Raw genomic sequence first — 12,640 nt, forward strand, 5'->3', positions numbered from 1 at the left:
CGGTGCCTCCAATTATAATAAAGCCTCAACAGATTCCTTTATGATAGAAACAGCTTTATCACAATCTTCCTCTGTTATAATAAGTGGTGGAATCATACGAATCATATGCGCACCAATAGCTGTAATTAGTAAATGTCTGTGCAAGCACTCATGCTTAACTTCAACACCTGAAATAGAATCATCAAATTCTACACCAACGAGAAGTCCCATTCCTCTGACCTCTTTCACGTGAGGTAACTCTGATGCTAATTTCTTCATGAAATAGTCACCCATTTTCTTTGCATTACCAGCAAGATCTCTGTCTAGCAACTCATTTACTTCTGCCAATGCTGCGGCACAAGAAACGGGATGTCCACCAAATGTTGTTCCATGTGAACCCATCGAAAATGCTTTAGCAACTTCTTCAGTGGCACAAATAGCACCGATAGGCATTCCACCACCAAGTGCTTTTGCCATAGAAACAATATCAGGCTTGATACCATAATTCATGAAGCACATAGGAGCACCTGTTCTACACCAGCCTGTCTGAACTTCATCAATAAGTAAAAGCATTCCATTTTCATCACAAAATTCTCTAAGTCCACACAAAAATTCTTTAGTAGCAGGATGAACTCCACCTTCGCCCTGAACTGGCTCAACCATAATAGCAATTGTGTTTTCAGTGCAAGCATCTTTGAATGCCTGAAGATCATTATAAGGTGCATACGAGAAACCGTAAGTCATAGGACCAAATCCAATCTGACATCCATTACCAGGCTGGCCTGTAGCGGACATAGCACCAAACGTTCTACCGTGGAATCCCATTTTTGCTGTTACAATGTGATATTTGTTAGGACCGTACTTTTCAATACCATACTTTCTTGCCATTTTAATCATGGCTTCATTTGCCTCTGTACCAGAGTTCTGATAAAAAATCTTATCCATACCAATAGTTGTACAAACCTTTTCTGCAAGCAATGCCTGAGGAATTGTGTATGGATAGTTAAAGGTATGCATAATATCAGATACCTGATCCTTTACAGCAGCAACTACTTTCTCATTACAGTTACCAGCAGAGTTAACTGCGATACCTGCATAAAAATCTAAGTATGCCTCACCCTTTTCATCATATATATACTGATCTTTTGCTGTCTCGGCAATAAAGTCAAATCTCTCGTAAGTTTCAATCATATATTTACTTACTTTGTCCTTGATGTCCTGTGCTGTTAAACCTGTGTCTTTCAATCTCATTATTCTTTCCTCCTAAGTAAAAATTATTATTACATGCTTCTTGATATTTCTAAGCATTTTTCCATACACTCAAACACTGCACTTCTCATTCCTTTTTCTTCTAGAACTCTTACAGCTTGAATTGTTGTTCCTGCTGGTGAACACACCATATCTTTCAACTCACCTGGATGCTTACCTGTCTCTAGCACCATTGTTGCACTACCTTTAACAGCCTGTGCTGCAAATTTATACGCCTGCGCCCTTGGCATTCCACCTGCCACTGCCGCGTCTGCCATGGCTTCAATGAACATAAATACATATGCTGGAGAACTTCCACTTACTGCAGTAACCACGTCCATTAAGTGTTCTGAAATAACCTCTGTAGCTGAAAATCCCTCACATATATCTCTAACCAATGCAACTTCCTCTTCAGTTACATTTTCATTTGGGCACAAACCCATCATTCCTTCCTTTACCATTGCAGGGGTGTTGGGCATAGTTCTAATTATTTTTAAGCCGTCTCCTAACTTTTCAGCCATCCACTCTAATTTTTTTCCAGGAGCTATTGTTACAATGATTTGAGCAGGTGTTACAACATCTTTAATCTCCTCTAATACTCCTTTGTAAAACTGAGGTTTTATAGCTAAATAAAGGACATCTGAAAACTCTACAACTTCTTTATTATCAAGAGTTGTATTTACTCCATATTTATCTTTGTACATTTGCAATAGAGCCTCAGATTTATCTGATATAATCAAATCCTCACTTTTGCATTTGCCTGCATCAAGCATCCCCGTCATCATTGCGCCACCCATGTTGCCACAACCTATAAATCCAATTTTCATATCATATTCTCCTTTCATATAGCTTTTTCTTTTCTATTGAGCATATGCTCAAGATAAACTGGCAATATCTTACTACTATTCAAAACCAGTGAATCTGTACCACCTTTTATGCACCAATCATATATAAGACCTCTCTCAATAGAAAAATATGATTCAGCCAAAGATTGGGCATCTTCTTCGCAACTAAACTCTCCATTGGCTTGGCCCTCTTCTATAATTTTTGGTATCAAGTGATAATAAAAACGATTGTCATTTAAAACATTTTGTCTTTCAGCCGGGGTGCCAACATAGATATGAGAAATCAAGTCAAATGGCACTTTCTTTTCTATTAGTTCAAACATTTCCCTATTGAGATAAACAAGCTTCTCATATTGGGAAATCTTAGGATTTATAGATATCATCAACTGTGTATACTTTTCATCAAATAAATCCCCTAACGTATGCTCTAACTCATCCTTGGATGAGAAGATGTCATAGAATTCCGCTTCTGAAATATTTGCAATGTTTATCACATCTTCTATGGAAGTATTTTCATATCCTTTATCTGCAAACAGTGTCCATGCAGCCTCAACAATTTTTCCTCTAATGCTTTCCTCTTCCTGCTTAGTTGTTCCAAGTAGGAATCCAAATCTATGTGGATCCTGTTCATCGATTATCCATTCGTTAAATCCTGTAATCCAAGCACTTCCAGTTATCTGAGGAATGATTGCCTTCATGCCTGCAATCTCAACTTCTTTAATAGCTTCTCCTATAAAAAGTGAGCCTGTTATACTTTCATAAACGAATTTTTCGTTTAGTTTTAGCTCGCCCTTAGTATATAAAGTCGCCAGTTTAGCTGAAGTTCCTGTGCCGCAAGGTGACCTGTCGGCTTGTGCATCTCCAAATATTACACAATTTTTCATGTGTGCTTTAGAGTTTGAGGTAGGTCCATAAAACTCCACTAAATCAACCGTTGTTATATCAAGATATGGATGCTTTATATCAATCTCATCATTAATTCTAGAAAGTAAATGCATTCCAAGTTCTGTAATTTCTTCTATGTTTTCTATTTCAAGTTCTAAACCAATTTGCTTCGCATTTACGATAGCGAAAAAAGAACCACCAAAAGAAATATCGAATTCAATATCTCCATACCCGGGAATCTCTATGTGCTGACTTTCTTTATAGAGAAAAGATGGAACATTGAGAATGCTTACATCAACTGCTTCACCATCAACAACGTGGACCCGAGTTCTTATTATTCCACTAGGTGCATCTAAAACCACATCAGTATATGGTTCAGTAACCTCAACCATTCCTGTTTCCACAAGCATAGAAGCTGTTCCTATACTTCCATGACCACACATGTTTAAACATGAACCGCTATCCATAAAAATCACTCCGAAATCAGCTTCTTTGTTAACCGGCTCCGTGAGCAAGGCACCAAACATGTCTCTATGGCCACGTGGCTCAAGCATTAATGCCGTTCTTAGATAATCGTAATTTGAAACAAGATAATTCTTCTTTGCCATCATAGTTTCACCTGGCAAATCAGGAAAACCATCATAACAAATTCTTGTACATTCTCCTTCTGTATGAGAGTCGATAGTTTTTAAATGATATGCATATTTCCTTACATGTGGATTCTGTTTCATAGGTTTTCCCCCGAAATTAATTTTCTCAATATTAACCACATACCTGATGATTTGTAAAAGTACTCATTTTCATTGAGGTCATAAGAAAATGTAATGATAAAATTTTCAAATCATGCTAGACAGTTATGACAAAACCCTCTATAATAACGTTCAATAATGACAAGGCCAATGAGGGCATCCCGTCGCGGGGTGCCCTCTTTTTCATTATTAGGAGTATATTAACCAGCACCACAAGAAAGGTTTTTACAAATATGGAGATTACCAAGTATTTACTATTTGCGGATGTAGCAGAAACAAAAAACTTTACGAGATCTGGGGACAATATGGGATATACTCAACCTGGTGTTAGTCATATCCTTAAATCTATGGAAAATGAAATCGGTTTCCCACTTTTTATAAGGACACGTCAAGGTATAGAGCTTACTCCTAACGCGGAGGTTATACTTCCTATTGTTAGACGGATGCTCTCTATAAATGAACAATTAGAGCAAACTATAGCGTCATTAAATGGTTTAGAAATTGGTCATCTAACTATTGCATCCTTTGCAAGCACCTCTAGAATTTGGTTACCAAAGGTAATCAATAAATTTCAGCGAACATATCCTGGAATTGAGATTGAACTTTTGGAAGGTGGTACCGACGATATTGTGGGATGGATAAACAATAATTATGCCGATTTTGGTCTTGTCAGCAGAAGACACACGGAAAATTTGGAATGGATAAAAATTGCTGACGATCCCCTTGTGGCAGTTTTACCAGAGGGCTTTGTTGATGACGATGATGAAATCTTTCCTATTTCCAACATGCATAACCAACCATTTATTATTCCAGCAGAAGGAACTGACTATGATGTGCACTTTGCCTTAGAAGATTCAGGAGTAGTTCCTGACGAAAGATTCTCATCAAAGGATGACAGCGCAATTGTATCCATGGTCGCTAATAATTTAGGCCTATCAATCCTTCCAGAACTGGTTGTTATGGGCAATGATTTTAAATTCAAATCTCTTCCTCTTGATCCGCCTTACAAGAGAGAATTGGGAATTGCATATAGAGCAGACAATTCTTTATCACCTGCTGCAAAGCATTTTATAGAAATACTTCAGGAAATGATTTGCGCCTAATCATTTCTACGCACAGTTCACTGAGATGTTACAAACTATTAAGGACACGGTCTTTACCGTGCCCTTTAATATTTTGTTAAGCTTATTGAGATTATTCAAGCCACTTAGCTGATAATTCATCAAATGTACCATCTGCAATAAGTTCTTCTACAGCCTTGTTAAATGTTTCAACAATACCAGGATTTGCCTTCTCACAGTCAAATGAAATAGCTATAGCATATGGTGCTTGGCCCTGGTTAAAAGGCTCACCCTTGATTTCAATTTTTGTATCAGCTGCAGTGTTAATATAATATGCAAGACCTGGTGTATCCTGAATAATAGCATCAACCTTTCCCTGCTCAAGAGACTCATAAGCTGTTGTAATCTCATCATGAACCTCAAGTGCATCTTCTGGAATTCCAATATTCATGGCATACATATGAGAAGCTGTTCCCTTTTCAACTGCAACCTTATAATCACCACTTGTAAGCATATCTACAGATGTTAATTCTTCTGGTGATGTTTCCTTATTTACAGCAATTGACTGTCCTGAGTCACAATATGTATTTGTAAAGTTCATAACCTCTTTTCTCTCGTCTGTAGCACAAAGAGCTGCCATACCAAAATCGAGTTTTCCTTCTGCTAAAGAAGTTGCAAGAGCCGAATAATCCATTGCCTGCATTTCACCGTCGATCTCGAAGCCAAGATAATCTTTTAATGCGTTGCAAAAATCAATATCAAATCCAATAAGAGCACCGCTTTCATCATAATATGAAAAAGGAGCAAACAGCCCTGAAGTTCCAAATGAAAGAGTCACTCCCTCTAAAGCACCTTTTACTGAACCATCTGCTGAAGTAGCAGCTGGCTCGTCTGCTACTGCTGTTGTAGATTCTAATTCAGAAGAGCTACTTCCACATGCCACTAATGTGCCCATCATAGCAATAGATGTACCTACTGCCACCATTTTCCTGAGTAATGTGTTTTTCATAATATGTCCTCCTTATTAAAAAAATGTCATCTATATAAAAAATAATGACTTCCTATAGAAACCTATCCTTTGCAATATCAGCAAGAATTTTTGCTGTATCATGAATTCCAAATAGACTAGAATTAATCATTAAATGTGTTGATTCGAAATCTGCTGGAGAATGACCCGCATATCTGTGCCAATACTGTTCTCTTGCACGATCAACTTCTTCCATCATTTTTTTAGCCTCCTTAGGAGACATCTTTAATGCGTTTACGCAGTTTAAGTATCTTTCGTTTTCAGGAGCATAAATGTATATATTTAAAACATTAGGATAATCACGAAGAATATAATCCGCACATCTACCAACGAAGATTGCAGAATCCTTTTCAGCAAAATCTCTAATGATTTTTTTCTGAGCTTCGAAAATCTTATCCTGCTTGTCTATGCTGTCGGTACCTAAAGGAAAAAGCATATTTAAAAAATTACTCTTTACGCTTTTTTCCTCTTCAGAATGGATAACCGAAACAGGCAATTTTAATTCCTGTGAAGCAGCTTCAACAATATCTCTGTCGTAATATTCAATACCTAACATTTCTGAAAGCTCTCTGGCAATAGGTCTTCCAAGACTTCCAAACTGTCTAGCAATAGTAACGTAATACTTAGCCATAATTCTTTATCCTCCCTTTTAAGCTTCAAGTACTCTTGATAAGAATGTCTTAGTTCTATCGTTCTTTGGGTGTGAGAAAATTTCTTCAGGCTTACCTTCTTCAACTATGTAACCATCGGCCATGAAAATAACTCTGTCAGCAACATCTCTGGCGAATCCCATTTCATGAGTAACAACAATCATTGTCATTCCTTCTCTTGCCAAATTCTTCATTACATTCAAAACATCACCAACCAACTCAGGATCCAGCGCAGATGTCGGTTCATCAAAAAGTAATGCTGCTGGCTCCATTGCCAGCGCTCTTGCAATAGCGACTCTCTGTTGTTGTCCACCAGATAAAGTTGAAGGTTTTGCATTTGCCTTGTCTGCAAGTCCCACCTTCTCTAAAAGCTCCATTGCTTTTGCTCTGGCAGCCACCTTGTCTTTCTTTTTCGTCAACACGGGAGCTAGCATTACATTTTGTAAAACTGTCTTCATTGGAAATAAATTAAATCTCTGGAATACCATTCCCACCTCTTCTCTAAAGTCTCTAAGATGTGTCTGTTTTGGATCCATCACATTTTTATCCCTGTACCAAATCTCCCCACTAGTAGGTGTCTCCAGCTGATTGATACATCTTAAAAATGTACTTTTGCCGGATCCGGATGGACCGATAATAACGATTACCTCTCCTTCCTGAACATCCATACTGATGTCTTTTAGTACTTCCAAATCTCCAAAATTTTTCATTATGTTTCTAATCTTTAACAATGTGCCCATATGCTTACCTCGTTATCTTTCTCTCTACCGTTTTCTGTGCAACAATTAAAATTGAAATCAGTACCAAGTAGAACACTGCAAGCGTTGTGTATGTTGGAATTGTCTTATAGCTTAGTGACGCATAATTTTGTGCCTGATGAGTTATCTCATTTACAACAATTACAGATAAAAGAGCTGTGTCTTTAACGGAAATAATAAATTGATTAAAGAGCGCTGGTAATATGGACCTAAAAGCAGGTGGAACAATGATATGCCATGTTGTCTGACTCTGGGTAAGTCCAAGTGATAATCCAGCTTCTCTTTGACCTGGGTCTATTCCATTCAATGCACCTCTGACTATCTCTGCTATAAAAGCTCCGGAGTTCAACGAAATAACAAGAATACCTGAAAAGTTACTAGATAAATCCATTCCAAATAGTTTTGGGATTACATAGTAGATATATAAAGCTTGAACAATCAAAGGAGTTCCTCTAATTACCCATATGTATACATTAGCTATCCCTTTAAAAAACTTAATTTTACTTTCAAGAGCAAAACCTGCTAATGTACCTAACAAAAATCCAAACAGAATACCAACTATAGCTATCAATATTGTCACTTTAAGTCCTGTAAAAAGCATCGGTAGCAGTTTGGCTAAAAATCCTAAATCCATACGATTGTCCTCCCAAGATAATGAACAAAAAAAGCGCTCGCGCTGATGCATCGCATCGACACGAACGCCTTTGTTCAAGTTTTGTCATAATATATCATTCTGAATGGTAATTGTCTAATAATAGTTTCTTATGGTCTACATTAATAAAACTAATCAATGTAAGAACAAAGATAATCTGCAAAGAAGCTCACTACTGCTCTATACTTGCTGTTTGCTGGAATCTCAAAAGCTTCACCTGGGCCATATACCTTAGGTGAATCTTCCCCTGGTAATGTGGCCTCAATTTCTCCAGACAACACTTCCATCTTTTCAGCTGCGGCAGTTCCAAATTCATAATCTCCTGGAAGCATAAAACCTAAAGTCTTTCTTTCCCCATCTGAAGTATAAAAAGTTCTGCTTGAAACTTTTCCATCAAAATATACATTTGCCGCTGCCTCTAATTTTACGTTTTCAAAAGTCATAATCTTATTCTCCTTTTTTAATTATTTCTTAAGCAAAGCTTTGTTCAGTTCTTTCTATAATTTCGTCCTGAAGCGCCTTACTCAAATTTCTGAAATGATCACTATAACCTGCAACACGAACTATTAAGTCCTTGTACTCTTCTGGGTTTTGCTGAGCTTTAATCAGAGTTTCCCTATCAATTACGTTAAACTGAATGTGATGTCCATCCAAATTAAAGTAGGTACGAATCAAATTAGCCATCTGTGCAAGACCTTCTTCACCAGCTACAACCGAAGGTGTAAATTTCTGATTAAGCAAAGTACCACCAGTGCTTAAGTGATCCATTTTTGAACATGACTTAACAACAGCTGTAGGACCATTTACATCTGCGCCCTTTTCAGGTGATATTCCCTCTGATACTGGCTTATGGGCAAGTCTACCATTTGCTGATGCAATCATTACATCTCCAAAATACACATGACATGTGGTTGGAAGCATATTTATTCTAAATTCTCCACCTCTAATATTTTTTCTTCCGGTAACTTTATCTCTGTACATCGTAAATACGGATTTCATAATATCGTCTGCATAATCGTCATCGTTTCCATACTTAGGAGTCTTATTTGAAACCAGATTATAAATTTTTTCGTATCCCTCAAAATTGGCTTTCAATGCATCTAACAACTCACTCATGTTAAATTTTTTTTGATCAAAAACATTGTATTTAATTGCTGCAAGACAATCTGTAATAGTTCCAATACCTACACCCTGAATATAGCTTGTGTTGTATCTAGCACCGCCAGCATTGTAATCCTTACCTCTTCCAATGCAGTCGTTGGTTAGAATTGAAAGAAATGGTACTGGCATCTGGGTAGCATATATTTTTTCTATTACAAGATTTCCTCTAATCTTCAAATCGAGGAAGTAATCGATCTGTTTTGTAAATGCATCCCAAAGTTCGCCGTAGGATTTAAAATCTTCTGCTTTTCCAGTATGTGGTCCAAGCTGCTGTTTTGACATATTGTCGTAACCATCAAATAAAGTCAACTCAAAGATTTTTGGTATATTAAAATATCCAGTCAGAATGTAGGCTTCATTGCCAAAAGCACCTGTTTCCACACATCCACTTGTACCACCTTTTCTTGCATCAGCGATAGTCTTTCCAGCATTTAATAATTCCTGGACAATAGCCTCTGTATTATAAAATGCAGGCTGGCCCCAGCCTTTACGTGAAATCTCACAGGCTTTTTTCAAAAATGTCTGAGGTGTTTTTTTACTTATCTGAACATTACTACTTGGCTGCAAAAGCTTCATTTCATCCATGCACTCTAGGATAAGATAGCTAACGTCATTTACTCCATCCTTGCCTTCAGGAGTTATTCCACCAGTGTTTATATTGGCAAAATCCGTGTAGGTAGAGCTTTCTTTTAAAGTAATACCTACTTTTGGTGGAGCCGGCTGGTTATTAAATTTCACCCAAAGGCACTCTAACAGTTCTTTAGCTTCGTCTCTTGTGAGTATTCCTTCAGAAATATCATTATCGTAAAAACGAATTAAATGTTGATCTAATCGACCAGGGCTATAAGCATCCCATGGATTTAGCTCGGAAGTAACTCCCAAATGACAGAACCAATACATCTGTATTGCCTGCCAATAGTTTTTTGGCTTATTGGCTGGCACAACTCTGCAGTTTTCTGCTATGGCAATAAGCTCCTTCTTCCTCTTTTCATCATTTTCTTCAGCAGCTAGTTTTTGAGCATAGTCAGCATACCTTGTTGCAAGAATAATAATGGCATCACAGGCAATCATCATAGCCTTCAGCTGGTGTTCCTTTTCTAGAGCCTCCATATCATTAATGTAATCAAGATTTTCAAGCGTCTTTTCTATATCAGACTTATACTCCAAAAAACCTTTATTATATATATTTTCTGACCCAACAGTGTGTCCTGGTCCTCTCTGCTCCATAAACTCTGTAAATATTCCTGCCTCATAAACCTTTTTCCACTCAGGAGTCATGTGCTTTAAAATAATCTGACGTATAGAACGATTCTCCCAGTATGGAATTATCTCATTTTCCTGAAAAGAATAATCTTCATCAGCCACCTTAAAACTAATCAGTTCCCTATCATTCATTACATGTAAATCATCCACGGTATGACAGCATAAATCAGGAAAGGTTGGTGCGGCTTGTGGCTTGCATCCTTTTTCACCAACAATTAACTCTCCTTCTCCGATATACAGAGTCTTTTTGGAAAAATAGTTTTTTAAAGCCATTGCCCTAAGCTCTGGAATACTGACGGAGCCTTCGTACTTTTTATAGGTCTCTGTAAAATATTTGGCACGTTCCATGTCAATGCTGGCAACTGCCTCAAGACTACTTTTTCTAAGCTTTTGTATCCTTGTATTCATTCCACGTTCTTCCATAGTGCCTCCCTGGCTAACCGCCTATGTATATGTTTGTTAACCCATGTGATTCAAAGATTCTTCTATATTCTTCAAGTTTTTCCTTGCTTGGAGTAGTGAATGAACCATCATATTTTTTACCTAACTGTTGATATTTAGAACAACCTGTATTGTGATATGGCAGCAAATGAATGTGTTCTGGATTTATGTCATTTGACTTTATGAATTCAGCTGTTTCGACCATGTTTTTATTGGTGTCGTTTACCCCACCAATTACAGGTATCCTTACCCAAATAGATGCTTTATTTTCCGAAAGCTTTTTCAAATTCTCAAGTATAAGATTATTATCCACTCCCGTATATTTTTTATGTTTATCAGCATCCATTAGCTTTAAGTCATACAAGAAAGATTTAGTGTATGGTAAAACTGCTTCAAACCTTGAAAAATCCACGTATCCACAGGTATCAATATTTACTTCAATTCCTCTAATTTTCAGATTTTGAAGCAATCCAACAATAAAACTTATATCCTGTGCCAACACCTCTCCTCCGGATAAAGTTACTCCTCCTCCTGAGGTTTCATAAAAAGCCTGATCTTTTTGGACTTCATTACATAATTCTTTAGCGGTGATTTCCCGACCACATATTTCCCAAGCATTATTTACACAGTCCTCATAATATTTCCCTCCACACTTACCACAACCTACGCATCTTTGGTCGTAATGAAAAAATTCTGTTTCAAAGCTTTGTGTTTCAGGATTATGACACCAACTACATTTAAGAGGACACCCCTTAAAAAAAATGGTTGTACGAATTCCTTCTCCATCATGAATAGAATATTTTTGAATATTAGTTATCATAAAACAACTATTTCCTTTGTAGTTTTGTTAAGGACTTCGCATTCGCCCTGTTCATTTACAATTACAACATCTTCTATCCTAATTCCTATGTCTCCTCCTAAATAAATGCCAGGTTCAATGCTAAAGGCCATCCCTTTCTTTAGATACATAGGATTTGATTGCTTTATATCCGGAGCCTCATGGATGGTGTAACCCACACCATGTCCCAATCTATTTACCAATGTCCAAGCTAGTCCTTTTTCGTCGAGAATCTCTCTAGCCTTTTTATCTATTTCTGGAATATAAGCATTTTCACAAACAAGCTTCTCTGCCTCTAGGTTTGCCCTTTTTACCAATTCATAGTATTCTCGTTCTCGTTTTGTTGGCTCACCGATAAATACAGTTCTGGTTGTATCCGAATACATTCCTCCTACAGTACAGCCATAATCCATAAGCACTATTTCATGTTCTTTGGCCACTGCGGAATCTCCTATGTAATGTGGATAACTTGCATTAGGCCCAAATGCCACAATACACTCAGGATTCTCTCCCCCTAGCTCAGCCATTTTATCTAACAAAAATGTACCTATTTCTTTTTCTGTCACACCAGGCTTAATAATTGAAAGGACTTCTTCAAAAACCTTATCTACCAGTTCAGATGACTTTCTTAAATTGTTCAACTCCTCTGGCGTCTTGATTATTCTCATTTCTTCCAGTAGAGGTTTTCCATTCTTAAAAATAACATCAGTCTTATCCATTATTTCTAGTATGTTTACTGATTGAGCTGTAGTATTTACTCCTATAGTTTTTCCAAGTAGACCCTCTTGTTTAAAGACCTCTGCCACAACATCTGTCATAACATCCCCATCAAACCAGGTATAAACCCTAATGTCATTTTTTAATACAGCATCTAATTCATCCTTATACAAAAGATTACATATATAAAACATTCCACCATCTGCTTTTACAAACAGCCCCTGGAATCTTTCACATAGCATAATTTTATAATCAATCAAAAATGTCAGCTCTTCCCCTGGAGATAATAAAACTGCATCAAAGTCTGATTCCTTTAGTTTTTCAATTAGTTTATTTAGATATAAATCATTCATTAGAACAACACCT

Annotated in this window: 12 protein-coding genes; 1 reads left to right on the forward strand and 11 read right to left on the reverse strand. The window is 37.1% G+C overall.

Annotation, left to right across the window (positions count from 1 at the left end; all coding sequences use genetic code 11):
* Nucleotides 1–12 precede the first annotated feature (12 nt).
* The 3 genes from BM097_RS03020 to BM097_RS17010 are packed head-to-tail and all read right to left on the reverse strand — an operon-like array spanning nucleotide 13 to nucleotide 3,688.
* Complete coding sequence (locus BM097_RS03020; protein WP_090545784.1) at nucleotides 13–1,230, reverse strand: aspartate aminotransferase family protein; 1,218 nt, start codon at nucleotides 1,228–1,230, stop codon at nucleotides 13–15.
* 29 nt (nucleotides 1,231–1,259) lie between these two features.
* Nucleotides 1,260–2,054, reverse strand: a complete 795-nt coding sequence (gene proC / locus BM097_RS03025; RefSeq protein WP_090545786.1) for a pyrroline-5-carboxylate reductase — start codon at nucleotides 2,052–2,054, stop codon at nucleotides 1,260–1,262.
* A gap of 14 nt (nucleotides 2,055–2,068) precedes the next feature.
* Entirely contained in the window at nucleotides 2,069–3,688 is a 1,620-nt protein-coding gene (locus tag BM097_RS17010; protein WP_090545788.1) for a proline racemase family protein, read from the reverse strand.
* A 251-nt stretch (nucleotides 3,689–3,939) separates the two neighbouring features.
* Between BM097_RS17010 and BM097_RS03035 the strand changes: the two genes are divergently transcribed.
* Nucleotides 3,940–4,809 carry a LysR family transcriptional regulator gene (locus BM097_RS03035; RefSeq protein ID WP_090545790.1) on the forward strand — a complete coding sequence of 290 codons (870 nt, stop codon included), beginning with the start codon at nucleotides 3,940–3,942 and terminating at the stop codon, nucleotides 4,807–4,809.
* Nucleotides 4,810–4,900: 91 nt separating this feature from the next.
* Here the strand turns inward: BM097_RS03035 and BM097_RS03040 are convergent, their stop codons facing one another.
* The 8 genes from BM097_RS03040 to BM097_RS03075 all read right to left on the reverse strand — a co-directional run bounded on the left by BM097_RS03040 (nucleotide 4,901) and on the right by BM097_RS03075 (nucleotide 12,627).
* Nucleotides 4,901–5,776: an ABC transporter substrate-binding protein gene (locus BM097_RS03040; RefSeq protein ID WP_090545792.1), complete on the reverse strand. Its 876-nt coding sequence runs from the start codon at nucleotides 5,774–5,776 to the stop codon at nucleotides 4,901–4,903.
* Between the two features lie 52 nt (nucleotides 5,777–5,828).
* Nucleotides 5,829–6,425, reverse strand: coding sequence for a cytidylate kinase-like family protein (locus tag BM097_RS03045; protein ID WP_090545795.1), 597 nt, complete (start codon nucleotides 6,423–6,425; stop codon nucleotides 5,829–5,831).
* An 18-nt stretch (nucleotides 6,426–6,443) separates the two neighbouring features.
* Complete coding sequence (locus BM097_RS03050) at nucleotides 6,444–7,184, reverse strand: amino acid ABC transporter ATP-binding protein (protein ID WP_330389539.1); 741 nt, start codon at nucleotides 7,182–7,184, stop codon at nucleotides 6,444–6,446.
* Between the two features lie 4 nt (nucleotides 7,185–7,188).
* The gene (locus BM097_RS03055) at nucleotides 7,189–7,836 is read right to left on the reverse strand and encodes an amino acid ABC transporter permease (RefSeq protein WP_090545797.1); all 648 of its coding nucleotides are present in this window, start codon (nucleotides 7,834–7,836) and stop codon (nucleotides 7,189–7,191) included.
* Nucleotides 7,837–7,985: 149 nt separating this feature from the next.
* Entirely contained in the window at nucleotides 7,986–8,297 is a 312-nt protein-coding gene (gene ppnP / locus BM097_RS03060) for a pyrimidine/purine nucleoside phosphorylase (protein ID WP_090545799.1), read from the reverse strand.
* Nucleotides 8,298–8,325: 28 nt separating this feature from the next.
* Entirely contained in the window at nucleotides 8,326–10,701 is a 2,376-nt protein-coding gene (gene hypD / locus BM097_RS03065) for a trans-4-hydroxy-L-proline dehydratase (RefSeq protein ID WP_090545801.1), read from the reverse strand.
* Nucleotides 10,702–10,714: 13 nt separating this feature from the next.
* Nucleotides 10,715–11,539 (reverse strand): glycyl-radical enzyme activating protein, encoded by an 825-nt coding sequence (locus tag BM097_RS03070; protein WP_090545803.1) that lies wholly within the window; start codon nucleotides 11,537–11,539, stop codon nucleotides 10,715–10,717.
* Nucleotides 11,536–12,627, reverse strand: coding sequence for a M24 family metallopeptidase (locus tag BM097_RS03075; RefSeq protein ID WP_090545805.1), 1,092 nt, complete (start codon nucleotides 12,625–12,627; stop codon nucleotides 11,536–11,538). The genes BM097_RS03070 and BM097_RS03075 overlap by 4 nt, the downstream gene beginning before the upstream one ends.
* Nucleotides 12,628–12,640: the final 13 nt, after the last annotated feature.

Origin of the sequence: Pseudobutyrivibrio sp. OR37, from assembly GCF_900113655.1 — a bacterium.
Classification (GTDB): domain Bacteria; phylum Bacillota; class Clostridia; order Lachnospirales; family Lachnospiraceae; genus Pseudobutyrivibrio.